Source organism: Zunongwangia sp. (assembly GCF_048269745.1).
In the GTDB taxonomy this organism is placed as follows: Bacteria; Bacteroidota; Bacteroidia; order Flavobacteriales; family Flavobacteriaceae; genus Zunongwangia.
The window spans coordinates 84179-108065 of record NZ_JBLXIB010000001.1; the positions used below are offsets into that span (position 1 = coordinate 84179).

A 23887-nucleotide genomic window follows, 5' to 3' on the forward strand; every position below is an offset into this window, starting at 1 on the left:
TTTATTTTGGAGGCATCGAGCGGATTCGAACCGCTGTACAAGGTTTTGCAGACCTCTGCCTAGCCACTCGGCCACGATGCCATTTTTCAGGAACGCAAATGTAATAAAATTTTTAAATTTTGAAACTAATTTTATCGAGTTTTACTTTCACTTACCGAAACCATTTCTACATCTCCACAAATTGGAGGGTTTATTTTAGAAACTGTAGCCTTTACTTTTTGTACTTTAGGTATTTCTTTTAATACTCTTGTATTAATTCTTGCTACAACTGTTTCTAATAATTCAGCGCGTATAGCCATTTCTTCTTTTACAATGCTATTTAAATGTACATAATCAACAGTATCCTTTAATAAATCAGTTTTTGCAGATTGGCTAAGATCTCCTTTAATTTTTAGATCAACTCGGTATTCGCTTCCTATTTTACCTTCTTCTTCCAAACAACCATGATAGGCAAAAACCTTGATGTTTTTTAATGTAATACTTCCCACGTTTTTATTTTTTTCAAAGATACTGTTGTTTTTAAAAATATCATTATCCTAGCAATTTTTCAGCAATAAAGTGTGCTAAAAAGTTGAAATTAGTAACCAAAGCAATTGTCTATTTATTTTTTATTAGGAATAGAAGGACCAACATTTTTAAAATAAAGTATAAAATATCACCATTGGCAAACGTAATTAATGCAGAAGTAATAATTAGGCTAAGCACTAAGAAAATTATAGCCAGTAAAAGCTGTAATTAGCCTAGAAAAACTCAAAAAGGACAAAATTTCGAAACTTTTTGAAATTTTAAATCCGTTAAATTCAAGATCTCTATAGGAATTAAAAGCCTTGGTAAATTTTGTAATCTTATAAAAATATAAAATCCCGGTTTTATCTTCTTTTAGAAAAATAGCATGTCTTCTGGAATATAATCCAAAATCATAGCCATAAGTTGAGATAATTGGCTTTCATATTTTTTTAATTTTATATTCGAAAAGATAAAGACTAGTATTTTAATCCAAAAGTATATTACAAAATGTAATAGTTATAAGTTTTGTAATCAATTAGGAAGTACAAGAGTTAATGATTCCTTCGAAAGCTATTATTAAAAAAATCGCAGTACTATGTTTATTATTTCTGAAAGATTTTCCATAGAAATAGGATTATACTCACCCTAATAAAACAGTACAACCTGATAAACCTGAAAATAATGGTATTTTACTAAGAATATTCATGCTTTTAGAATAAATTTATAGCAAGATATAAATCTATTTTTTAGCTTTTACCATAACGCTTTAATTTTTGATAACTTTGCGAACTATTTAAACTAAATTATGGCTGAAGAAAAACATTCACTCAATTTTCTAGAACAAATAATCGAAGAAGATTTACAAACAGATTATAGTAACGATCAATTGAAATTTAGATTTCCACCGGAACCGAATGGATATCTTCATATTGGTCATGCATCTTCTATTTGTTTAAATTTTGGGTTAGGAGAAAAGTATAATGCTCCTGTTAATTTACGGTTTGATGATACTAACCCTATTAAAGAAGAAAAAGAATATGTAGAGGCAATTAAAACTGATGTAGAATGGCTTGGTTTTAAATGGGCAAAAGAATGTTATGCTTCAGATTATTTTCAGCAATTATACGATTGGGCAATAGCGCTAATTAAAAGTGGCGATGCTTATGTAGATAGCCAAACTTCTGAAGAAATGGCCGAGCAAAAAGGAACTCCTACAGAGCCCGGAACAGCATCTCCGTACCGAAATAGAACTGTAGCTGAAAATCTAGAGCTGTTCGAAAAAATGAAAAATGGAGAGACTCAAGAAGGAGCCCATGTACTTCGAGCAAAAATAGATATGGCTAGTCCAAATATGTTAATGCGTGATCCTATTATGTATCGTTGTTTGCATAAACCACATCACCGTACTGAAAGTGAGTGGAAAATATATCCAATGTACGATTGGGCACACGGAGAAAGTGATTTTATAGAACAAGTTTCTCATTCTTTTTGTACGTTAGAATTTTTACCACATCGTGAACTTTATAACTGGTTTTTAGAAAAGGTAAAAAAACCAGGAAATTTTATTCCTAAACAGCGTGAATTTGCTAGAAGAAATTTAAGCCATACAATTGTAAGCAAGCGTAAATTAGCACAGTTGGTAGAAAAAGGAATTGTAAGTTCTTGGGACGATCCTAGAATGCCAACAATTTCAGGTTTACGAAGAAGAGGTTATACACCAGACTCTATTGTAAATTTTGCAAAATCTATTGGAGTAGGGAAGCGTGAAAATATGATTGATGTTGCGCATCTTGAATTTTGTGCTCGTGAAGATTTAAATAAAAAAGCTCCAAGAGTAATGGCTGTGCTAGATCCTATTAAGTTGGTGATTACGAATTATCCAGAAGGAGAAGAGGAATGGCTAACTGCAGAAAATAATCCGGAAGACGAAGCTGCAGGAAGTAGAGAAGTTCCGTTTAGTAGAGAATTATATATAGAAAGAGAGGATTTTAAAGAAAGTGCAAACCGTAAATTCTTTAGACTAACCTTAAATAAAGAAGTACGTCTTAAAAATGCGTATATAATTAAAGGTGAAGATGTTGTGAAAGATGGAGAAGGTAATATAACTGAAATACATTGCACATACGATCCTAAAAGTAGAAGTGGTAGCGGTACAGAAGAATCGCAACGGAAAGTAAAAGGAACTTTACATTGGGTTTCTATAAAACACGCTATTAAAGCAGAAGTTAGATTGTACGACAGGTTATTTACAGTAGAATCTCCTGATGGTGATAAAGAAAAAGAATTTACAGAATTTGTAAATCCGGAATCTTTAAAAATAATTACTGGTTATTTAGAACCAAGTTTGCAAAAAGCATCCGTATTAGGTCAGTATCAATTTCAACGAATCGGATATTTTTGTGTAGATAAAGATAGTAGCGACGAAAATTTAATATTCAATCGTACTGTAACTTTACGAGATAGTTGGGCTAAAAAGAAGTAACTTGTTGTTTAAGAATATTTTAGTATAGCATTTTTGTATATTAACCGCATATTAACATCAATCGTATAAATGTTAATGTATATTTGGTATAACTATTCATAAAATTTTAAATTATTATGGCAAATACAGGAAAAACATTTTTAGCATTAGTAACTGGAGCAGCATTAGGTGCAGGTTTCGGTTTGTTATATGCTCCAGATAAAGGCGAAAAAACGAGAGAAAAATTACGTAAGGATGCTTTAGATGCTCAAGATAAATTTAACAAGAAATATAAAGACACAACTTCTACTTTAAGCGAGCGTGTTAAAACAGCAAAGTCTGAATTTGAAACTAGATTAGAGGAAACACTTTCTAATGCCAGTTACAAAGCAGATGATATTTTAACTGCTATGGAAGGTAAGTTGGAAGAACTACGTAAGCAAAATGCAAAATTACAGAAGGAAGCAAAAAAAGCAGAAGCTAAAGATAGTGCCAATAAAGCAGTGGTATAATATTTATGGCATTTGAAAAATTAAGCAATAGTATAGACGATCTTAATGAGAATGTAAAGTCTTTTGCGCAAAGTAATGCCGAATATTATAGACTATTTCTCTTTAAGCAATCCAGTAAGTCCGCAATATCGCTGATAACTTTTTTAATTGTTGCTTTTGCCTTAAGTACAGCTATTGCTTTTCTTTCTTTCGGATGTGCAATTGCAATAGGAGAGGCAATGGGACAACCATCAGCCGGATTTTTTATTGTGGGAGCTTTTTATATACTTGTTATTGTATTGTTTTTAATCTTTGGAAGAAAGCCATTATCTAAAATTATGCTTGCGAAATTTTCTAAGCAATTTTTTAATGAAGACAATTAACCATGGGTAAAAAATATTCCTCTTTCGAAGAAATAGACAAGGATTTAAAAATTTTAAAGTTACAATCTCAGATAGATAAGGAAGAGATTAAATTAACTTTAGAAGAAGTTAAAGAAGGATTATCACCGCTTGCACTTTTAGGAAGTACGGTTTCTTCAATCTTGCAAAAAGCACTTGTATTAAAAGCTGTCGGAAAAATATTTGGAGTAAAACAAGTGATTACTACTACAAGACGTAAATAACTATTACTAGATATAAAGATATAATAAAAAAAGCTACTTTTTAAAGTAGCTTTTTTTATGGTATAATATTGAGTCTTATTTTTTAATAATTTGAATAGCATTTTCAATTCTGTAAATTGTTTTGTCTTTTCCGATTGCTTCAGCAATTTGAAAAATATCAACACCTTGTAACGAACCAACTAATGAAATTCGTAATGGTTGCATCACTTTTCCAAAACCAATTTCTTTAGATTTAATCCAATTTTTTACTTCTTCAGAAACTTTATCAGCTTTAAAATCTTCAATATTTTTTAGCACGCTAATAAGTTCTTTCATTAACTCATTAGTAGTTTCTTTCCAGGCTTTTTTTGTGTTTTTTGGATCGTAAGATGTAGGATTTACAAAAAAGTAAAAACCTTGTTCCCATATATCTTCAATAAATATAGCTCGTTCTTTAACTAAATCTACTACATGTTTAGTATATTCTAATGTAGCATCAATATTTTTAGTCTTTAATATTTTTAAAAATTCTGATGCTATATAACTATTATCGCTTTCTTGTAAATAATGTTGTTGAAACCATTTAGTTTTTTCAGGATCAAACTTAGCTCCGGCTTTATGTACTCTTTTTAAATCGAAAACTTCAGTAAGCTCTTCAATTGTAAAAAATTCTTGTTCAGTACCCGGATTCCATCCTAAAAAGGCTAGCATATTAGTGACTGCTTCAGGAAAGTAACCATCTTCACGATATCCTGAGGCTATTTCACCAGAATTTGGATCTTTCCATTCTAAAGGGAATACAGGAAAACCAAGTTTGTCACCATCTCTTTTACTTAATTTACCTTTACCTTTTGGTTTTAATATTAAAGGAAGATGTGCGAATTTTGGAGATTCCCAGCCTAGAGATCGATATAATAATACGTGTAACGCTAAGGATGGCAACCATTCCTCACCTCGAATTACATGGGTAATTTTCATTAAATGATCGTCCACAATATTAGCTAGGTGATAAGTAGGCATACCGTCACTTTTGTATAAAACTTTATCATCTAATATACTAGTGTCAATTTCCATTTCTCCACGAATTTCATCTACAGTATGAAGAATTTCATCTTTAGGAGCTTTAAATCGAATTACATAATGCTCTCCTTTTTCAATTCTTTTGGCTACTTCTTCTGAAGAAAGTGCTAAAGAATTTTTTAACTTTTCACGATTATGCCAGTTATAAATAAAGGTTTTTCCTTCAGCTTCATGTTCTTTTCTATGTGCATCTAACGATTCGGCAGTATCAAAAGCGTAGTAAGCATTTCCACTTTCTATAAGTTGATCGGCATATTCTTTATATAAATTTTTACGTTCGCTTTGTCGATATGGGCCACAATCTTTTTCTTTACCTGGTCCTTCATCGTAAGGAATATTACACCAGTTTAAAGAGTCAATAATATATTGTTCAGCACCTTCTACATATCTATTTTGGTCTGTATCTTCAATTCTCAATATAAAATCACCATTATGCTTTTTAGCAAACAAGTAATTATAAAGAGCTGTTCTTACACCGCCAATATGTAATGGTCCGGTAGGGCTGGGCGCAAATCTAACACGTACTTTAGATGACATAGTTTTGTTTTTACTGCAAAGATACAATCAAAATAATGCAATCCTAATTTAGATTTTCAGGATCTTTAAATGCATTTTGTTAAATTTCAAATTGCTTTTTTTACCTTTTAAATTTATACTATTGTAGTATCTTATTTCAATCTTCACTTAGAGCGATTATACTACAAGCCTTTTGGCAAAGAATTTGTTCTACGTGTGCAAGTGTTTTTTGATTTGTAAAACATATTTGCATTCTCATGTTATTGTAAATAGAATTAAGAATGTTGTATTTCAATTAATATTTTAACTATACAAATCTTACCTTTGCCAATCATTTTATATAAAGTAGTTTAGGGTAAAAATAAAAGAATTATTGCTTTTGGTTTTAATCAAAGTAAATTTACTTATCCTATTTTAAATTAATTATCGAATAAATACGTTTATTATTTTACTTATGACTGAAGAAGGCTTAATTAATTTTTACTCAGAAAATGATTTTGAGTTAACAAACACAAAAGATTTCCAAAATTGGATTATTCGCGTTGCAGAATCTGAAGGTAAACGAGTAGGAGAGATTAGTTATATTTTTTGTGACGATGATTATTTATTAAAAATTAATCAGCAATATTTAGATCACGATACGTTTACTGATATTATAAGTTTTGATAATACGTTAGGGAATATATTAGACGGCGATATTTTTATAAGTACAGAGCGAGTAAAAGAGAATTCGGTTACTTATAATCAAGATTTCGAATCTGAATTAAAACGAGTAATTATTCATGGTATTTTACATTACTGTGGATATAAAGATAAAACTGAAATCGATTCGCAACTAATGCGACAAAAAGAAGAAGAGAAAATTGAATTGTTCCACGTGGAACAATCTTAAAAATTAAATGCATTTATGTTCAAAAAGGAGTATGATGTTATTGTTGTAGGAGCAGGACATGCCGGTAGCGAAGCTGCCGCTGCAGCCGCGAATATGGGGTCTAGTACATTGCTTATAACTATGAATTTGCAAAACATAGCTCAAATGAGTTGTAACCCTGCTATGGGAGGTATTGCAAAAGGACAAATAGTTCGAGAGATAGACGCTATGGGTGGTTATAGTGGTTTGGTTAGTGATACCAGTGCTATTCAATTTAAAATGCTTAATAAATCTAAAGGGCCTGCAATGTGGAGTCCTAGAGTGCAAAGTGATCGGATGCGTTTTTCCGAAGATTGGAGGCTTCGGTTAGAGCAAACGCCAAATCTTGATTTTTACCAAGAGATGGTTCATGGTTTATTAATCGAAAATGGTAAAGTTAAAGGAGTTGAAACTTCTTTGGGTATTGAGATTAAAGCGAAATCTGTTGTGTGTACTAACGGGACTTTTCTAAACGGCTTAATTCATATTGGAGATAAACAACGTGGAGGAGGAAGGGCAGGTGAAGCTGCTGCAACCGGAATCACTAAAGATTTAATTGATGCAGGTTTTGAAGCTGGAAGAATGAAGACTGGAACCCCTCCAAGAGTAGATGGCAGATCTTTGGATTATTCAAAAATGATTGAACAGCCAGGAGATGATATTCCAGGTAAATTCTCTTTTTCAGATGAAACTAAACCACTTCAAAAACAACGATCTTGTTATATGACGTATACCTCAAATGAGGTGCACGATATCCTCCGTTCCGGTTTCGATAGATCTCCAATGTTTAATGGTAGGATTAAAAGTTTAGGACCTAGATATTGTCCTTCTATAGAAGATAAAATTAATCGATTTGCAGATAAAGATCGTCACCAATTATTTGTAGAACCAGAAGGTTGGAATACGGTAGAAGTTTATGTAAACGGATTCTCTACATCTTTACCGGAAGATGTTCAATATGCAGCTTTAAGTTCTGTAGCAGGTTTTGAAAATGTGAAATTTTTTAGACCGGGTTATGCTATCGAATACGATTATTTTCCACCAACACAATTGCAACATACATTAGAAACAAAACTTGTTGAGGGTTTATATTTTGCAGGTCAAATTAATGGAACTACCGGATACGAAGAAGCAGCTTGTCAAGGAATGATGGCAGGTATTAATGCGGCTTTGAAAGTTCAGGAAAAGGATCCTTTTATACTGCAACGAAATGAGGCTTATATTGGAGTACTTATCGACGATTTGATTACGAAAGGTACAGAAGAACCATATCGAATGTTTACTTCTAGAGCTGAATATCGAACATTGTTACGACAGGATAATGCCGATTTTAGATTAACGGAAAAATCGTATAATCTTGGTTTAGCTAGTGAATCTAGAATGCGAAAAATGGAAGAGAAAAAAACAAAGTCTTTCGATTTTGTATCCTTCTTAAGAAATAAAAGTGTTGCTCCTGAAGAAGCTAATGTGGTTTTAGAAGAATACAGTTCTTCACCTATGAAACAAAGTGATAAGATTTTTAAAATCTTTTCTAGACCAAAAATTGCTATGCAAGATGTTCGTAAATTTTCTGGAGTAGAGGAGTACATTCAGGAAAATAATTTAGATACCGAAATGTTAGAACAAACCGAAATACAGGTTAAATATTCTGGTTATATTGAGAAAGAAAAAAACAATGCCGATAAACTAAATCGGTTAGAAGATGTTAAGATTCCTAAGGGGTTTGATTATTCAAAAATTAAATCGATGTCTTTTGAGGCTCGCGAAAAATTGAATAAAATTCAACCTGCAAATGTTTCTCAAGCATCTCGAATAAGTGGAGTAAGTCCAAACGATATTTCTGTATTATTAGTCTATATGGGTAGGTGATTTTTTAATACGTTCCACGTGGAACATTTAATTTAAATGATAAAAAAAGGTCTTGTTTTTTTGTTTCTTATTTTGGTAATGAGTTGTAAAATTCAAACCCATTCGGTACCCGATATCGAAGGCTCTCGAATTGTAAAAACCAAAAACGAACCTAACTATTTTTTATTCCAATCAAAGCTTCAAAAACCAATTGTAAAAACATGGATTAAGAAATATATGGGTTTAGATCGATCTGAATATTTAGTGAATACTCCTGTGGTTTTATTTCCCGAATTGGAAAAAGAATTTTTAATTACAGTAGATATTGAAGACGGTAGAGCTGAATATATAGATAATCCAATTGTAAAAACTTTGGTGGATAATTTGCTAGGTTTAGACGATGATGATAACAATTCACAACGAGAAGATGACGACGATGATAATACAGGATCTATTAAGTTTTTTGTACATCTAAAAATTTTAGATGCACAAGCACAAGATCATTTAAAAACATCCTCGTTATATTCTATTAGAATTAGAGAGTATCTAAATAAATTAGAAGCTGATTTTTTCGAATATCAGAAAAATTTTAAAGCCTTACCTTAAGTGGAACAATCAGAATTTATTTGTAAAGATCATTTAGTATCTGGAGAAAAATATCGATTAGAAAAATTACCTAATTATGATATTTTAAAAACAAGTCCGGTGCCAGAAGATTTAGATCGATATTATAAAAGTGAAGAATATATTTCGCATACCGATTCAGCAGAAACATTAACCGATAAAATTTATAAATCGGTTAAAACATATATGCTTCAAAAAAAAGTAGGTTGGCTATTAAAAGAAAAAGCAGAAGGTTCGCTTTTAGATATTGGAGCGGGAACCGGAGATTTTTTAAAAGCAGCTAGTCGATATTATAAAACAGAAGGAGTAGAACCAAACAAAAAAGCACGTGCTAAATCTTTAGAGAAAGGAAAACAATTATATGCTGATACTTCAGAAATTTTAAATCAGCAATTTTCGATAATTAGTATGTGGCATGTTTTAGAACATGTGCCAGATTTAGAAAATCAGTTTTTAGAGTTTAATCGACTATTAGAAAAAGATGGAATGTTGGTAATAGCAGTTCCTAATTATAAAAGTAAAGATGCTAATGTTTATAAAGAAGATTGGGCGGCTTACGATGTACCTAGACATATTTGGCATTTTTCTAAAAAAGGGATTGAACAATTATTTTCTGATAACGGATATAAACTTATTAAAACCGAAGGCTTGAAATTTGACTCTTTCTATGTAAGTCTACTTTCCGAAAAGCATAAAACTAAAAAAGTACATTTAATTAAAGCTTTTTGGAATGGCTTATCCTCGAATATTTCAGCTCTGAATACAGGAGAATATAGCTCTATGGTATATTTCTTTAAAAAACAATAGAAATAGCTTATTTTAGGCTTTTTAAGCTGTTTTTATAGTGTATGTACTATAATTATATTCGATGAAATTAAAAATTCGTTAAAATAGCTTATTTTAATTCATTTTTAATAATTTTTTTTGATGTTTTTTATTTTATTATAGATTTTATTTATGAATTGTGGTTTTTGGCAAATTTAATAGGATAGACAAATTTTATACATTTACTTTTATACATTTGCTGCCGACTAAAAATTTTTAATTATGAAAAAAATAATCGCGATAGGAGCATTAGCAATTTCGTTAGTTTCTTGTAATCAAGAAAAAACTGCTTATGTGGATACTACAAAAGTTATTCAGGACTATCAAGAAATGAAAGATGTTGAAGCTAAGTTTGTAGCAAAAAGAGATTCTCTTTCTCAATTAATTTCTGGGCCACAGCAACAATTTCAACAAGAAGTTCAAGAATTTCAGAAGAATGCAGGTTCTATGAGTCAATCTCAACTTCAAAAGAAACAACAAGAATTACAACAAAAAAGTCAGCAATTGCAGCAACGCCAACAAATGATTGGTCAGCAACTACAAAATGAAAGTAGCTCTGCTATTGATAGTGTTGTAGAGAAAGTAAAAGATTTTGTAGCTGAATATGGAAAAGAAAACGGATATACTTATATCTTCGGAAGTAACGAATCTGCTAACATTATGTATGCTAAAGAAGGCTTAGATATTACAGATAAAGTTTTAAAAGAATTAAATAATAAATACGGTGGAGCTGATGCTACTGAAGAAACTAAAGCAGAAACCGAAAAAGCTAACGATACTACTTCTGCAGAGTAATTAGCTTATTAGTAAATAACAGTATAAGCCTGGTGAAAACCGGGCTTTTTTATTGGCCTAAAATAAAAAAACCTAAAATTACAACTGCAAAATAAATAGTGATTCCTGCCGCACTTTGGTAATCTTTAGCAATGCGTTGTCCAAAAAGCAGCATTAGTAAACTTATAGCACAAAGAATAAGGCTAATTCTGGCAAAAGGAAATTCAGTAAAGAAACAAAGCTGATTGATGATTGCCGGAAGTAAAGCCAAAACAGCTATTAATTCAATAAAAACCAAAACAGGTAATAAAACCGATATTTTATTTTTTAGAAAGGTATTTTCAAAATGACTCTCCATCCAAGCTTTGGTACCTTTGTATGTACTCACTTTTTCGTAAAACGACATGAAAAAAGTGATTAATAAAAAGAGTAATACTAAAATAAAAGCAATCTTAAAATCGATATTAGCCATTTTAAGCTGTTTTTATGTGTAAAAACCGAGTAAGTCTGATAGAAAGGTCGGTTAATATTATTTTTGCATTTCCGTTACGCTCTATATGGTAAATAGCATCTTCAAGAGCTTTACTTATAGGAATAATATTATTACCATGTACATACTGAGCAAATTTAGATAATTGAAAGCCTTTTGTTTTTGGTGAAAGATATACCAAGTCTTTTGCTTTATAATTTAATACCAAAGCTTGTCTAAAAAAATCTAAACAATATAAAAGAAAACTTTTTTGTTGCTCGCGGCCTAAGTTTGCAATTTCTTCGCTCCAACTTACCAATTTTAAAACTGTTGCTTTATTTCCTTTAGCTTTAAAAGCAGTTCGTACCCAATCAATAAACCATTGTTCAAATTGGTCGTCGGTTGTATTTTTTTCTAGTAAAGTTAGTGCCCGAGTATAACTTCCATTAGCCTGATGAGCCACAAGATTTGCCTGTTGTTCTCCTACTTGTTTATCCTGCTTTAATTTTTCAGCAATATCTACTTCTGGTAAAGGAGGGAAGTTTAAAATTTGGCATCTAGATTTAATAGTCTGGATAATTTGTCCCTCATCTTCGGTTATTAAAATAAAAATAGTTTTTGTAGGAGGCTCTTCTATTAGTTTTAAAAGTTTATTAGCTGCCGCAATATTCATTCGGTCGGCCATCCAAATAATCATTACTTTTAAACCGCCTTCATAAGCTTTTAAAGATAAATTCTTAACCACATCGTGGGCTTCATCCACACCAATTTGCGCTTGTTTATTTTCAATCCCAATATGTTTATACCATTCGGCAGAATTTCCATAAGGGTTTTGCTGAATAAAATTGCGCCACTCTTCAATAAAATTGGTTGAAACCGGATGGCTTTTAATTCGTGAATTTGTTGCTACTGGATACACAAAATGAAGATCGGGATGCGATAAATTTTTAAATTTAATATTACACGAATTATTTCCGTTCTCGTTTTCACCTCCAGAATTTTTACACAACAAATACTGAGCGTAAGCTATAGCCATTGGTAATGTACCGCTTCCGCTATTTCCAACAAATAATTGCGCATGCGGAATACGCCCATTTTGAGCTGTAGTGGTAAGGTGATTTTTTATATGTGGTAAACCTGCTATTTCTGAAAAAAACATAAGCAAATATAAGATTTATATCAGCTTTTATGTCTTCGGAAAAAATTATATTTGTAAGAAACCATATTTATGAAAACAGTAGACGATTTCAATTTTAAGGATAAACAAGCTTTAATCCGTGTAGACTTTAATGTTCCTTTAAACGAAGACCTTAAAGTAACCGATGCCAACCGTATTGAAGCTGCTAAACCAACCATTAAAAAAATTCTTGATGATGGAGGTAGCGTAGTACTTATGTCTCACTTAGGGAGACCAAATGGTAAAGAAGCTAAATTTTCATTAAAAAATATTATTTCTAAAGTTACTGAGATTATAGGTGTAGAACCTAAATTTGTAGAGGACTGTGTAGGTGCAGAAGCTAAAGAAGCTGCAGACAATTTAAAAGCCGGAGAAATTTTACTTCTGGAAAACCTTCGTTTTCATGAGGAAGAGAAAAAAGGAGATGAAGCTTTTGCTAAGCAATTAGCTGAATTAGGCGATATTTATGTAAACGATGCTTTTGGAACTGCTCACCGTGCCCACGCATCTACTACTATAGTAGCTAAATTCTTCGAAGAAAAATGCTTTGGATACCTATTAGCTAAAGAAATTAAAAGTTTAGATAAAGTTTTAAATAGCAAAGAAAAGCCTGTAACAGCAGTTTTAGGAGGTGCTAAAGTATCTTCAAAAATTACTGTTATTGAAAATATACTAGATGCTGTAGACAATTTAATTATTGGTGGAGGTATGACGTATACTTTCATTAAAGCTCAAGGCGGAAAAATAGGAAATTCTTTATGTGAAGATGATAAGCAAGAATTAGCTTTAGAAATTCTTAAAAAAGCGAAAGAGAAAAATGTACAAGTATACTTACCAAGTGATGTAATTATTGCTGATAGTTTTTCTGAACAAGCTAGTACACAAGTAGAAAAAATCGAAAGTATTCCTGACGGATGGATGGGATTAGATGCAGGTCCTGAAACTTTAAAAACTTTTGAACAGGTAATAGCAGATTCTAAAATTATTCTTTGGAATGGACCATTAGGGGTTTTCGAAATGGAAACTTTCGCTAAAGGAACTATCCAATTAGGAGAAGCAATTGCAAAAGCTACAGAAAATGGAGCTTTCTCTTTAGTAGGAGGTGGAGACTCTGTATCTGCAGTTAAACAATTTGGTCTAGCAGATAAAATGAGCTACGTATCTACCGGTGGCGGAGCAATGTTGGAAATGTTAGAAGGAAAATCACTTCCAGGAATCGAAGCAATTGGTAAATAAGGAATAATTTTTGATACTTTAGCATTTTATAAAAATGATGTTTAAAGTATGAAAAAATGCACTTGCTTAATTTTAGGACTTTTTTCCTTTATCGGTTTACAAGCTCAAGAGAAAAAGAATACTAAAAAACAGGTTGAAAAAGCTAATTTTAGAGTTCAAATTTTTCAGAAAAGGGATAGTGCTAAAATTATATTAGAAGAACCAGATCCGGAGTTTAAGTCGAAATTACCTATTTCGGCAGTAATTCGAGATTCTTCAAAAGTAGCATTAAAAGATTATCCAAAAGCAGCTAAAATCGATTCGGTTTGGATGGCAGAACTTACCAATTCCGAACTATTTGATGAAATGCAAGAATCAATCATCGAACAGGATTATAATCCTGTGGTATACGATGAATTGCCTACGGATACCTTAAAAGCGCGCCTGGCTATTTTAAATGCCAGGACGCCTTTTAATATTCAATACAACCCCAGTTTAGAAAGTGTAATAAAACGCTATTTAAAAAGGAATAAAAAATCGATGGAACGTTTGATGGCATTGGGAGATTATTATTTCCCTATGTTCGAACAAGAACTCGATAAGTATGATATTCCTTTAGAAATTAAATATTTGGCTATTGTAGAGTCGGCTTTAAATCCTAAAGCTCGATCTAGAGTAGGAGCTACTGGTTTATGGCAATTTATGTTTACAACCGGTAAAATGCACGATCTTAACGTGAGTTCTTATGTAGATGAACGCATGGATCCCATGAAATCTACAGAGGCCGCTGCTAAATATTTATCTAGATTATACAAAGTTTTTGGAGATTGGGATTTAGTATTAGCTTCTTATAATTCTGGTCCGGGTAACGTATCCAAAGCTATACGCCGAAGTGGAGGAAGTACCGATTATTGGAAAATACGTAGGCATTTACCGAGAGAAACTGCTGGTTATGTCCCCGCTTTTTTAGCAACTCTTTATATTTTTGAATATGCAGATGCTCATAGCTTTGAGCCTCCACATCCTGATATTGCTTATTTCCAGACCGACACTATTCAGGTAAAAAAGCTTTTAACTTTCGATCAGATAACCAAAGTAACAGGCGTAAATAAAGAGACACTCGAATTTTTAAACCCTAGTTATAAGCTTGATATTATTCCTTACGTAGATGGGAAAAACTATTCGGTTAGGCTACCAAGAAAAGCAAGTGGTAAATTTGTAGCTAACGAAGCCGCAATTTATGAGTACGCAACTAACGAGATTGAAAAAGGAGAAAAAAAGTTACCTAAATACGTAGAAACCGAAGATCGTATTCGATATCGAGTTAGAAATGGCGATTATTTAGGGAAAATAGGATCAAAATTTGGAGTAGGAGTGAGCCAGATTAGAAGGTGGAATAACCTAAGAGGTAATTCTATTAGAGCTGGGCAATACCTTACTATTTATCCCCAAAAACCAGTAGCTACGGCTAATGTTACTTCTAGTAAAAGAAGTAATACATCTAAAACATCTTCTAAATCAAAAGTGTATACTGTCCGAAAAGGAGACTCACTTTGGAGTATTTCTAAAAAGTTTCCGGGAGTTACGGTACAGAATTTGAGGAGTTGGAATAATATAAACGTTAAACATCTAAAACCTGGAATGAAAATCAAGGTTTCTAGAGGTTAAAAAAACCAATCTCAAATTCAAAAATTTCAAAATGAAAAAAATTATTTTCTTAACACTGGTTTCATTACTAGTTGTTTGCTGTAAAGAGAATTCGGATGGCTCAGAAAAACCAGAAGAACGCATTTTATTAGATTCTTCAGGTAAAATTAATTTAATTACCGTTGTTACAGATAATTCCCTTTGGGAAGGAGAAGTAGGAGATACAATTAGAGATTTACTAGCTGCACCTTTTAAAGGTTTACCACAAGACGAGCCTATATTTAATTTAGCGCAAATGCCTACAACTTCTTTTACCGGATTTGTAAAGCGAAGCCGTTCTTTTTTAAGAATAGAAAAGTCACCTAAACTTAAAAAATCTTTGATGATAAAGCATAATGTTTATGCTAAACCGCAAACAAGTATTGTAATTACAGGAGCTACTGACGAGGATATAATTTCTGAAATAACTAAAAATAGTTCCAAAATAATTGAGGAATTTCAGAAAACGGAAATAAAAGAAAAGCAACGGCGAATAAAAAAGTCGTTAAAATCTGATGAGAAATTAAACGAGAAATTTGGACTTTCATTAAACTTTCCAACAGCCTATAGATATGCTACAGAAGGAAAAAACTTCACATGGATTCGAAAAGATATTCCTAAAGGGTTAATGGAAATTCTTATTTATCAAGTACCTCTTAATGCGATAGATAAGGATACTAGCACTATAGTAAATATTATAAAAATGAGAGATAGTATTGGGAGTGAATATGTGCCTGGTCCTGTAGAAGGTAGTTATATGGTTACTGAGGAAGCTTATGCTCCTTATTTGTTTAAAACTAAAATTAACGGACATTTTGCTTACGAAACAAGAGGAACATGGGAGGTGAAAAATGCATTTATGGCCGGTCCATTTGTTAATTATGCTATTCGGGATGAAGAAAATAACCGGTATTTGGTGTTAGAGGGCTTTGTATTTAGACCTGCAAAAAGTAAAAGAAATGAAATTTTTGAGTTAGATGCTATTTTAAAATCAGCAAAACTGAAGTGATTTTTTGAATCTGTAATTCAATAAAAAAGGCTTTCAAATTTTTGAAAGCCTTTTTTATTGATACTTAATTTTTTTATTTGGTGTCTTTCACCTCCTTAGGTTCTTGTGAAGAAGAGCTACTAGTTGTATCATCGTCCTCTTTAGATGCATCTTTAAACTCCTTAATTCCACTACCTAAACCTCTCATCAATTCAGGAATTTTTCGACCTCCAAATATAAGCAGAACAACAATTACAATAAGTATTATTTGTGTTGTTCCCATTACTAATGGCAAAATAAGTGCATTCATAACTCTAAATTTATGCTACAAACATAAAAAAGAAATAAATAAATATGCGTTAATTAGTTCGAAAATTACATGTAAAACCCTTGCTTGCTGTAAATAAAGAAAATATCATATTTATTTAATTACATAAATTTTAATTTTTTATTTAAAATAAAGCCTTATGTACAGCATAATTTTTACTATATCTTTGTAGCGTGCTTGCTTATTAATTATGGCTAAAGACAAAAAAAATAAATCTAAATTAACTAAAAAGTTGCTTCATAAATACCGAATGGTAATTTTAAATGAAGATACTTTTGAAGAGCGATACTCGCTTAAATTAACACGTTTAAACGTATTTGTTTTGGGTACCAGTAGTGCAATAATACTTGTTGCTGCTACTACTTTTATAATTGCATTTACGCCTTTAAGAGAATATATACCAGGCTATTCTTCTCCAAAGTTAAAAGAACAAGCTGCTGATTTAGCGTACAAAACCGATTCTTTACAAAATGTATTGATGCTAAATAATCAGTACTTGAATTCAGTTAAAAATGTATTAACGGGTAAGATAGATACTAAAGATTTAAATAGGGATTCTATTATTAAACATTCAAAAGATAGTCCTGACGTAGAAATTATATCACCTTCTAAAACCGATAGTATTTTACGGCAAGAAGTAGCTATGGAGGATAAATATAATATATTGCCAAGTGCTACGGATCAGTTAGATTTTTCGTTGTTTCCACCCGTAAAAGGAAGTATTTCCGAAAACTATAATCCGGAAGAAAAACATTATGCAGTAGATGTGGTTGTAGCTAAAAATTCACCTATAAAATCGGTTGCCGATGGGCGAGTTATTTTTTCTGAATGGACAACAGAAACCGGCTATGTAATAATAGTAAAACATGGTTATGGATTATTATCTGTTTACAAGCATAATGCAACTTTAATGAAAGAAGAGGGCGATTTTGTAAAAGCAGGAGAAGTAATTGCAACAGCTGGTTCTACCGGAGACTATACAACGGGGCCACACTTGCATTTTGAATTATGGAATGAACAAAACCCGGTTAATCCAACCGATTATATAGATTTTGAATAGCGTATGTCATTAAAATCAGTTGCTGCAAAAATATTTGCAAAACATATCCGAAATAAAATAGATAAATGGGCTTCTAATCCTGTTGCGGTTCAGCAAAAAACATTTGCCACATTATTGGCTAAAGCTAAAGAAACCGATTTTGGAAAAGATCATGAATTTTCAAGCATTAAAAATCATCAAGATTTTGTTGAAAAAGTGCCTGTTCGAGATTATGAAGATTTAAGGGTATACATCGATAAAATGGTAGCCGGAAAGCCAAATGTACTTTGGCCGGGTAAACCACTTTACTATGCAAAAACTTCCGGAACTACCAGTGGCGCTAAATATATACCAATAACAAAAGATAGTATGCCTACACATATTAATGCAGCTAGAAATGCTATTTTATGTTACATAGAAGAAAGCGGAAACTCTAAATTTGTAGATGGTAAAATGATTTTTTTACAAGGAAGTCCTGAACTTTCTGAAAAAAATGGCGTTAAATTAGGACGTCTTTCTGGTATTGTTGCGCATTATATCCCGGGTTATCTACAAAGAAACCGAATGCCTTCTTGGGAAACCAATTGTATTGAAGATTGGGAAACTAAAGTAGATGCTATTGTTGAAGAAACAGTAGCGGAAAATATGACGATTATAAGCGGTATTCCTAGTTGGGTACAAATGTATTTTGAAAAGCTTCAGCAGAAAACTGGAAAAAAAATAGGTGATATTTTTAAGGAATTTGACTTATTTATTTACGGAGGAGTAAATTACGAACCGTATCGTTCTAAATTCGAAAACTTAATCGGTAGAAAAGTACCAAGTATCGAGTTATATCCAGCTTCTGAAGGATTTTTTGCTTTTCAAGATCAGCAAAAACAATCGGGAATGTTACTTCAATTAGACAGTGGAATATTTTATGAATTTATAAAAGCAGATGAGTTTTTTGAAGAGTCTCCTAAACGATTAACAATCGGAGAAGTAGAAGTAGGCGTAAATTATGTAATGATAATAAGCTCTTCAGCAGGATTATGGGGCTACAATGTTGGCGATACAGTTTTGTTTACCAGTACAAAACCATACCGTTTGCGAGTTTCCGGACGTATTAAACATTATATTTCAGCTTTTGGAGAGCATGTTATAGCTAAAGAAGTAGAAGAAGCTTTACAGAAAGCTTCAAAAGAAACAAATGCTCAAATTAATGAGTTTACCGTGGCTCCACAAGTCAACCCAACAGAAGGAGAATTACCGTATCACGAATGGTTTATCGAGTTTGATAAAGAACCTGAAAATAACGCTAAATTTCAGCAATTGTTAGATGTTTCTTTACAAGAACAGAACTCATATTATCTAGATTTAATTGAAGGGAATATTTTACAACCCTTAAAAATAACTGAGGTTCCAAAAGATGGATTTCAAAATTACATGAAATCAATAGGGAAATTGGGAGGACAAAACAAACTACCAAGATTATCGAACGACAGAAAAATAGCGGAAGCTTTAGAAAAAATTAGTTAAAAAGTATTGTTATGATTTTTAAAAATGAAGGACGCACCAGAGCACAAGAAAGTACAAATGCTATCGAGCGTATGTATATTACAATGCGGCACCTATTTAATAGAGGGTTTTACAAACCAATGGGAGTTTCCGGAGAAACTTTACGAGAAGCTTTATTAGCGCTTCGCCCCGAAATTTATGGAGCTGTATCAGAAGAAAAAGCCGAGCTTAGCGGACTTCTATATGTTATAGAGCGTTTGCCTGTAGGTATTGAAGAATGCCGTTATATTAATCTAACAAGTGATGAAGGTTACGGAGAATCCCATTTTCAACCTATTGTTCCTCCAAAACGTCGGCGTAATTGTTACCGTATAGATGAAGAACAAATGAATATTGAAATAACCCGTGGGCGTTCTGAAATTTACGATATTCTAACTCACTTAACCTTTTTGTTTATAGAATCTCATAAAATAATGAGACGTGTCGTAATTGATGAAGAGGGTAGTGTAACTAGAGATTGGAAAAAATTAGAAAGTATAGTGCTTTCTAAAGAAGAAATTTCCCAATCCGATAGAGAGATTGCGCTTACACATGTTGCTAATATTCTAGGTAGAACATTCTATGAAGTATCTACTATTTATGGGCAATTCTCTTCAGTAAAAAATCCAGAACGTTTTTTACACATTATTTACTGGATGGGGAAATTAGCGATCGAAGAAACTATTAATAACGATAAACGCATTATCACATTTAGCCCGGTATTAAGAGAACGATTAGGACACCACATCCATGGCGAAGTTTGGGCTGATAATATTAAAAATTATTTAGCTGAAGAAAACCTATTACACCGGCCTATACATATTATAAGTGCCAATATGCATAGTGTAATGAATACGTTATTTGCTCCGGAAGCTTTAAAAAATGAAGTAAAGAAAAGGAATATATTAGAAGTGTATGAAGCCTTAAGCGATAGCGCAAATGGACAATTACGGCAAAGAGTTCAGAAAGCTGCTTTAGCTAAAGGAATGAAGTTTATAGAAGACAAAAGCGGTACTAATATAGATGTACAAGTTTTTGATACTGCGAAAAATGAAAATGGTTTTAGAAATACTAATTTTAAAGATTTAGAAGAATCTCAGAAGCCGGTAATAATTGTAATGGATTATGCCTTTGGAGAACAAGCTTACGAAACTATGGATGAGCTTTTAAAACCTTATACATTCAATGAAGAAGAAGTGAAAATGAATGTAACATCTGTTTCCATAATGGGAAAAGCTGGTATTTTAGAAGGTGGAAAAGGAGATATCATGATTCCTTCTGCGCATGTTTTTGAAGGTACCGCCGATAATTATCCATTCGAGAATGAATTAAAAGCTTCCGATTTAGAAGGAAATGGAATTGATGTGGTTTCGGGTAGTATGATAACGGTATTAGGAACTTCTTTGCAGAATAAAGATATTCTGAAATTTTTCCATGATTCTACTTGGAATGTGATCGGTTTAGAAATGGAAGGAGTACATTATCAAAAAGCGATACAAGCTGCAAGCAAATTACGTTGCAGTATTTCTACCGATGTAAAAGTACGTTATGCATATTATGCTTCGGATAATCCTTTAGAAACAGGAAGTACTCTTGCTTCTGGCGGATTAGGAACATCCGGCGTAAAACCAACTTATTTAATTACCGAGAAAATTTTAGAACAAATATTTAATGAGTAACTTCAAGCATTAATTCTTGAAGTTTCTTACAACTTTAATCAAGATTGTTGAAATAACAGGACAGATTTTTACAAATTCAATATCAAAAGTATGCCAAAAACTGTTTTAATTACGGGTGCAGCGGGATTTTTAGGTTCTCATTTATGTGATAAATTTATAAAAGAAGGTTATCGAGTTTTAGGGATGGATAATCTTATTACAGGAGATATACGAAATATCGAGCATCTGTTTAAAAATAAGGATTTTGAGTTTTACAATCATGATATAACAAAGTATATATATGTTCCTGGGAAATTAGATTATATTCTTCATTTTGCTTCCCCGGCTAGCCCAATAGATTATTTAAAAATCCCTATTCAAACTTTAAAAGTAGGCTCTATTGGGACTCACCATTGTTTAGGTTTAGCAAAAGAAAAAAAAGCAAGAATACTGATTGCTTCTACTTCTGAAGTATACGGAGACCCATTGGTGCATCCGCAATCTGAAGAATATTATGGAAATGTAAGCACTATAGGGCCAAGAGGAGTTTATGATGAAGCAAAACGTTTTCAAGAATCGCTAACAATGGCATACCATCGCTTCCACGGGCTAGAAACTCGAATAGCAAGGATATTCAATACATACGGCCCTAGAATGCGCTTAAATGACGGGAGAGTGATTCCTGCTTTTATAGGGCAAGCACTTCGAGGTGAAAATTTAACGGTTTTTGGAGATGGTTCACAAACGCGTTCTTTTTGTTATGTAGATGATCAAATTGAAGGGCTGTATCGATTATTATTGAGTGATTATAGCGATCCGGTAAATATTGGTAATCCCGAAGAAATTACCATTAAAGACTTTGCAGAAGAAATTTTGCATTTAACAGAAAAGAAGCAAGAAATAATATACAAACCACTTCCGCAAGACGATCCATTAAAACGCCAACCAGATATTACTAAAGCCAAAGAAATTTTGGGCTGGGAACCACAGGTTTCAAGAGAAGAGGGAATGAAGGCTACTTATAATTATTTTAAAAGCCTCCCAAAGAAAGACTTAAATAAAAAGGAACATAAAGATTTTTCGAAACATATAAGGCGCTAGATATGGTAGTTTCTGAATTGGCAAGTATTATTATGCCTGCATATAATTCAGCTGATTATATTGAAGAATCAATACGATCTGTAATAAATCAACAGTATCAAAACTGGGAACTGATAATTGTTAATGATTGTTCTACAGATACAACTAAAAATATTATTGAGAAATTTACTTTTTTAGATAAGCGTATTAAATATTTAAATAATGTGAATAATATAGGAGCAGGAAAGTCTAGAAATAGAGCTTTAAAAATTGCTTCAGGAAGATATATTACATTTTTAGATTCAGATGATATTTGGAAACCTCAAAAGCTTTCAATTCAAATTGAAACTATAAAAAAGGAGAATGTTTCTGTCGTTTTTAGTAGTTATGAGCGAATTGATGAAAAGGGTAACTTCTACCTAAAAGGAGTGAAAGCAATAAAGTTACTTTCTTATAAAAAGTTATTGAAGCATAATTATATTGGGAATTTGACAGGTTTATATGATGCTTCAAAAATTGGAGTAGTTCTACAGCCTGAAATGCGGAAAAGACAAGATTGGGCTATGTGGTTAATTGTTTTACAAAAAGCAAAAAAAGCAATTGGTATTCAAGAATCGTTAGCTGTATATCGTGTTCGAAAAATATCGGTTTCTAGTAATAAACTTACACTTATCAAATATAATTTTAATGTTTATAATCGAGAATTGAATTTTAGCAAAGCTAAAAGTGTATACTATCTTTTTGCATTTTTAATAATGCATGTTTATGTTAAAATAACTTTATACAAAAACTTAAATTAATGAAGTAAATTGTCTTAGTTTTCCTCTTTTGTTTCTAGATAAAGATTTTTTTTGGTTAAACTGAAGAATCAAATCTTTTTCGACATAATTTTCCATAGCTTTAGAAATAGCAATAATTTCACGTTCAGTAAATTTTGTTTCTCTAACATAATCAATAACAAAAGTATCCAACTTAGTTTGCGTAATGATAAACTCTTTAGTTTCTCCAGAATCATCTATTACCTTTTTAGCTACATAATAAAAAGTAAGTCCAGGTATTATTTTGTTATTAGGTAAAATGGCAAAATCGCTTATTCGACCATTTATTGATTTTAAAATGGGATACTTAGGATTTGAGCTCTCATTTGAAACGATACTGCCAATATCTCCAATTTTGTATCTAATTAGAGGGTGAGCTTTATTATAGAGAGAAGTAATTACTATTTCTCCTTTTTGTCCTGAAGGCACATTCTTTCCATTTTTACCTACTATTTCTACATGAAGATCAATTGTATTTAAAACTAAATCATTGTTTTTTTCGAAGGCTATTAATCCTATTTCACTTGCTCCATACTCATTTACAATAGGTATTCCAAATGACTTTTCCATTATAATCCGATCATCTTCAAATAATTGTTCAGCTGTAATTATACATAATCTCAAATTTGGACAGCTATTTTTTAAAACGATTCCTTTTTTTGCTAAAAATTTAGAAAATAACGTAATAGCACTGGTGTATCCATATATATATTCAAAATTTCCCTTTTGTATTTTTTTTAAATGTTTTTCTAATACATTATCACTTAAATCAAAAACAGGAAAGCGATAACGGTTACCTAAAAAATCTTTTAATCGCTCTTTATAATATCCAAAAAAGTCATAAGGAATTCCATAAAAACGGGCTTGTTTAGAACGTTCTAGTGATATATTATACCAACCATAACAACGTTCTATAACCGACCAAGTAAAAGCATGGCATAGTTTATCCTTAGCAAAAGTAAAAGGGTGTCCGCTACTTCCGGATGTTTTCCCTATATATGTATTTTTTAAATTGAAATCTTTGCTAAGTCGTTCTTTTATAGGTTTTTGTAAGTCGGATTTAGACATTATAGGAATGTCTTCCCATTTTTCAATCGATTTATCACCAATAAAACTTTTATAAAAAGGATTATTTTTTAAATGATAGTTTACTATCTCCCTCTTTTTAGCAGATATGTAATCAGGGTAATTTTCTTGGGAAATGCTATCAATTTCATGAAGCATTTTCCGAGCTTTATTTATCGGAAAATTAT

23 protein-coding genes and 1 tRNA gene are annotated in these 23887 nt (G+C 31.9%); 17 read left to right on the forward strand and 7 right to left on the reverse strand.

The window, feature by feature from the left end; translation table 11 throughout:
- Window positions 1–7: 7 nt before the first annotated feature.
- Both ACN0WI_RS00310 and folB read right to left on the reverse strand, forming a co-directional pair.
- A tRNA-Cys gene (locus tag ACN0WI_RS00310) sits at window positions 8–81 on the reverse strand.
- Between the two features lie 50 nt (window positions 82–131).
- On the reverse strand, window positions 132–488 hold the full coding sequence (folB, locus tag ACN0WI_RS00315; protein ID WP_417884607.1) for a dihydroneopterin aldolase: 357 nt from the start codon (window positions 486–488) through the stop codon (window positions 132–134).
- An 824-nt stretch (window positions 489–1312) separates the two neighbouring features.
- Between folB and ACN0WI_RS00320 the strand changes: the two genes are divergently transcribed.
- The 4 genes from ACN0WI_RS00320 to ACN0WI_RS00335 all read left to right on the forward strand — a co-directional run bounded on the left by ACN0WI_RS00320 (window position 1313) and on the right by ACN0WI_RS00335 (window position 4084).
- The gene (locus ACN0WI_RS00320; RefSeq protein ID WP_417884608.1) at window positions 1313–2989 is read left to right on the forward strand and encodes a glutamine--tRNA ligase/YqeY domain fusion protein; all 1677 of its coding nucleotides are present in this window, start codon (window positions 1313–1315) and stop codon (window positions 2987–2989) included.
- A 116-nt stretch (window positions 2990–3105) separates the two neighbouring features.
- A complete protein-coding gene (locus ACN0WI_RS00325; RefSeq protein WP_417884609.1) occupies window positions 3106–3480 on the forward strand; it encodes a YtxH domain-containing protein in 375 nt (124 codons plus the stop codon).
- 5 nt (window positions 3481–3485) lie between these two features.
- On the forward strand, window positions 3486–3842 hold the full coding sequence (locus tag ACN0WI_RS00330; protein WP_417884610.1) for a phage holin family protein: 357 nt from the start codon (window positions 3486–3488) through the stop codon (window positions 3840–3842).
- Window positions 3843–3844: 2 nt separating this feature from the next.
- Entirely contained in the window at window positions 3845–4084 is a 240-nt protein-coding gene (locus ACN0WI_RS00335) for a DUF6327 family protein (RefSeq protein WP_417884611.1), read from the forward strand.
- A gap of 75 nt (window positions 4085–4159) precedes the next feature.
- Here ACN0WI_RS00335 and gltX read toward each other — a convergent pair whose 3' ends face one another.
- Window positions 4160–5680: a glutamate--tRNA ligase gene (gene gltX / locus ACN0WI_RS00340; protein WP_417884612.1), complete on the reverse strand. Its 1521-nt coding sequence runs from the start codon at window positions 5678–5680 to the stop codon at window positions 4160–4162.
- 433 nt (window positions 5681–6113) lie between these two features.
- On the opposite strand from gltX, the gene ybeY reads away from it, so the two are divergent.
- The 5 genes from ybeY to ACN0WI_RS00365 all read left to right on the forward strand — a co-directional run bounded on the left by ybeY (window position 6114) and on the right by ACN0WI_RS00365 (window position 10661).
- Window positions 6114–6551 carry an rRNA maturation RNase YbeY gene (gene ybeY / locus ACN0WI_RS00345; protein WP_417884613.1) on the forward strand — a complete coding sequence of 146 codons (438 nt, stop codon included), beginning with the start codon at window positions 6114–6116 and terminating at the stop codon, window positions 6549–6551.
- Window positions 6552–6566: 15 nt separating this feature from the next.
- Window positions 6567–8438 carry a tRNA uridine-5-carboxymethylaminomethyl(34) synthesis enzyme MnmG gene (gene mnmG / locus ACN0WI_RS00350; protein WP_417884614.1) on the forward strand — a complete coding sequence of 624 codons (1872 nt, stop codon included), beginning with the start codon at window positions 6567–6569 and terminating at the stop codon, window positions 8436–8438.
- A 78-nt stretch (window positions 8439–8516) separates the two neighbouring features.
- Window positions 8517–9023 carry a hypothetical protein gene (locus tag ACN0WI_RS00355; RefSeq protein WP_417884615.1) on the forward strand — a complete coding sequence of 169 codons (507 nt, stop codon included), beginning with the start codon at window positions 8517–8519 and terminating at the stop codon, window positions 9021–9023.
- On the forward strand, window positions 9024–9848 hold the full coding sequence (locus ACN0WI_RS00360) for a class I SAM-dependent methyltransferase (protein ID WP_417884616.1): 825 nt from the start codon (window positions 9024–9026) through the stop codon (window positions 9846–9848).
- 240 nt (window positions 9849–10088) lie between these two features.
- Window positions 10089–10661, forward strand: coding sequence for an OmpH family outer membrane protein (locus tag ACN0WI_RS00365; RefSeq protein WP_417884617.1), 573 nt, complete (start codon window positions 10089–10091; stop codon window positions 10659–10661).
- A gap of 49 nt (window positions 10662–10710) precedes the next feature.
- On the opposite strand, the gene ACN0WI_RS00370 is transcribed toward ACN0WI_RS00365, so the two are convergent.
- Both ACN0WI_RS00370 and ACN0WI_RS00375 read right to left on the reverse strand, forming a co-directional pair.
- Window positions 10711–11112, reverse strand: coding sequence for a DoxX family protein (locus ACN0WI_RS00370; RefSeq protein WP_417884618.1), 402 nt, complete (start codon window positions 11110–11112; stop codon window positions 10711–10713).
- A 1-nt stretch (window position 11113) separates the two neighbouring features.
- Window positions 11114–12268, reverse strand: coding sequence for an ATP-binding protein (locus tag ACN0WI_RS00375; RefSeq protein WP_417884619.1), 1155 nt, complete (start codon window positions 12266–12268; stop codon window positions 11114–11116).
- A gap of 69 nt (window positions 12269–12337) precedes the next feature.
- Between ACN0WI_RS00375 and ACN0WI_RS00380 the strand changes: the two genes are divergently transcribed.
- Genes ACN0WI_RS00380 through ACN0WI_RS00390 form a run of 3 tightly spaced genes read left to right on the forward strand, consistent with a single transcriptional unit; the run spans window position 12338 to window position 16196 of the window.
- Window positions 12338–13522, forward strand: a complete 1185-nt coding sequence (locus tag ACN0WI_RS00380) for a phosphoglycerate kinase (RefSeq protein ID WP_417884620.1) — start codon at window positions 12338–12340, stop codon at window positions 13520–13522.
- 48 nt (window positions 13523–13570) lie between these two features.
- On the forward strand, window positions 13571–15169 hold the full coding sequence (locus ACN0WI_RS00385; protein WP_417884621.1) for a LysM peptidoglycan-binding domain-containing protein: 1599 nt from the start codon (window positions 13571–13573) through the stop codon (window positions 15167–15169).
- 31 nt (window positions 15170–15200) lie between these two features.
- Entirely contained in the window at window positions 15201–16196 is a 996-nt protein-coding gene (locus ACN0WI_RS00390; protein ID WP_417884622.1) for a DUF4837 family protein, read from the forward strand.
- A gap of 73 nt (window positions 16197–16269) precedes the next feature.
- On the opposite strand, the gene tatA is transcribed toward ACN0WI_RS00390, so the two are convergent.
- Window positions 16270–16485, reverse strand: a complete 216-nt coding sequence (tatA, locus tag ACN0WI_RS00395; RefSeq protein WP_417884623.1) for a twin-arginine translocase TatA/TatE family subunit — start codon at window positions 16483–16485, stop codon at window positions 16270–16272.
- A gap of 208 nt (window positions 16486–16693) precedes the next feature.
- On the opposite strand from tatA, the gene ACN0WI_RS00400 reads away from it, so the two are divergent.
- From ACN0WI_RS00400 to ACN0WI_RS00420, 5 genes are all read left to right on the forward strand, one after another.
- Window positions 16694–17563, forward strand: a complete 870-nt coding sequence (locus tag ACN0WI_RS00400; RefSeq protein ID WP_417884624.1) for a M23 family metallopeptidase — start codon at window positions 16694–16696, stop codon at window positions 17561–17563.
- Between the two features lie 3 nt (window positions 17564–17566).
- A complete protein-coding gene (locus tag ACN0WI_RS00405; protein ID WP_417884625.1) occupies window positions 17567–19060 on the forward strand; it encodes a GH3 auxin-responsive promoter family protein in 1494 nt (497 codons plus the stop codon).
- 11 nt (window positions 19061–19071) lie between these two features.
- Window positions 19072–20757, forward strand: coding sequence for a DUF6909 family protein (locus ACN0WI_RS00410; RefSeq protein ID WP_417884626.1), 1686 nt, complete (start codon window positions 19072–19074; stop codon window positions 20755–20757).
- Between the two features lie 90 nt (window positions 20758–20847).
- Window positions 20848–21837, forward strand: a complete 990-nt coding sequence (locus ACN0WI_RS00415) for a UDP-glucuronic acid decarboxylase family protein (RefSeq protein ID WP_417884627.1) — start codon at window positions 20848–20850, stop codon at window positions 21835–21837.
- 2 nt (window positions 21838–21839) lie between these two features.
- The gene (locus ACN0WI_RS00420; RefSeq protein ID WP_417884628.1) at window positions 21840–22616 is read left to right on the forward strand and encodes a glycosyltransferase family 2 protein; all 777 of its coding nucleotides are present in this window, start codon (window positions 21840–21842) and stop codon (window positions 22614–22616) included.
- Here ACN0WI_RS00420 and ACN0WI_RS00425 read toward each other — a convergent pair.
- Window positions 22608–23858 carry a phenylacetate--CoA ligase family protein gene (locus ACN0WI_RS00425; protein ID WP_417884629.1) on the reverse strand — a complete coding sequence of 417 codons (1251 nt, stop codon included), beginning with the start codon at window positions 23856–23858 and terminating at the stop codon, window positions 22608–22610. The two genes, ACN0WI_RS00420 and ACN0WI_RS00425, sit on opposite strands and share 9 nt — an antisense overlap.
- Window positions 23859–23887: the final 29 nt, after the last annotated feature.

Bases quoted from the DNA above. Each gene is read 5' to 3' on its own strand.
- ACN0WI_RS00320 (WP_417884608.1), top strand. From the start codon at position 1,313: ATGGCTGAAGAAAAACATTCACTCAATTTTCTAGAACAAATAATCGAA.
- ACN0WI_RS00325 (WP_417884609.1), top strand. From the start codon at position 3,106: ATGGCAAATACAGGAAAAACATTTTTAGCATTAGTAACTGGAGCAGCA.
- ACN0WI_RS00330 (WP_417884610.1), top strand. From the start codon at position 3,486: ATGGCATTTGAAAAATTAAGCAATAGTATAGACGATCTTAATGAGAAT.
- ACN0WI_RS00335 (WP_417884611.1), top strand. From the start codon at position 3,845: ATGGGTAAAAAATATTCCTCTTTCGAAGAAATAGACAAGGATTTAAAA.
- gltX (WP_417884612.1), bottom strand. From the start codon at position 5,680: ATGTCATCTAAAGTACGTGTTAGATTTGCGCCCAGCCCTACCGGACCA.
- ybeY (WP_417884613.1), top strand. From the start codon at position 6,114: ATGACTGAAGAAGGCTTAATTAATTTTTACTCAGAAAATGATTTTGAG.
- mnmG (WP_417884614.1), top strand. From the start codon at position 6,567: ATGTTCAAAAAGGAGTATGATGTTATTGTTGTAGGAGCAGGACATGCC.
- ACN0WI_RS00355 (WP_417884615.1), top strand. From the start codon at position 8,517: ATGAGTTGTAAAATTCAAACCCATTCGGTACCCGATATCGAAGGCTCT.
- ACN0WI_RS00365 (WP_417884617.1), top strand. From the start codon at position 10,089: ATGAAAAAAATAATCGCGATAGGAGCATTAGCAATTTCGTTAGTTTCT.
- ACN0WI_RS00370 (WP_417884618.1), bottom strand. From the start codon at position 11,112: ATGGCTAATATCGATTTTAAGATTGCTTTTATTTTAGTATTACTCTTT.
- ACN0WI_RS00375 (WP_417884619.1), bottom strand. From the start codon at position 12,268: ATGTTTTTTTCAGAAATAGCAGGTTTACCACATATAAAAAATCACCTT.
- ACN0WI_RS00380 (WP_417884620.1), top strand. From the start codon at position 12,338: ATGAAAACAGTAGACGATTTCAATTTTAAGGATAAACAAGCTTTAATC.
- ACN0WI_RS00385 (WP_417884621.1), top strand. From the start codon at position 13,571: ATGAAAAAATGCACTTGCTTAATTTTAGGACTTTTTTCCTTTATCGGT.
- ACN0WI_RS00390 (WP_417884622.1), top strand. From the start codon at position 15,201: ATGAAAAAAATTATTTTCTTAACACTGGTTTCATTACTAGTTGTTTGC.
- tatA (WP_417884623.1), bottom strand. From the start codon at position 16,485: ATGAATGCACTTATTTTGCCATTAGTAATGGGAACAACACAAATAATA.
- ACN0WI_RS00400 (WP_417884624.1), top strand. From the start codon at position 16,694: ATGGCTAAAGACAAAAAAAATAAATCTAAATTAACTAAAAAGTTGCTT.
- ACN0WI_RS00405 (WP_417884625.1), top strand. From the start codon at position 17,567: ATGTCATTAAAATCAGTTGCTGCAAAAATATTTGCAAAACATATCCGA.
- ACN0WI_RS00410 (WP_417884626.1), top strand. From the start codon at position 19,072: ATGATTTTTAAAAATGAAGGACGCACCAGAGCACAAGAAAGTACAAAT.
- ACN0WI_RS00415 (WP_417884627.1), top strand. From the start codon at position 20,848: ATGCCAAAAACTGTTTTAATTACGGGTGCAGCGGGATTTTTAGGTTCT.
- ACN0WI_RS00420 (WP_417884628.1), top strand. From the start codon at position 21,840: ATGGTAGTTTCTGAATTGGCAAGTATTATTATGCCTGCATATAATTCA.
- ACN0WI_RS00425 (WP_417884629.1), bottom strand. From the start codon at position 23,858: ATGCTTCATGAAATTGATAGCATTTCCCAAGAAAATTACCCTGATTAC.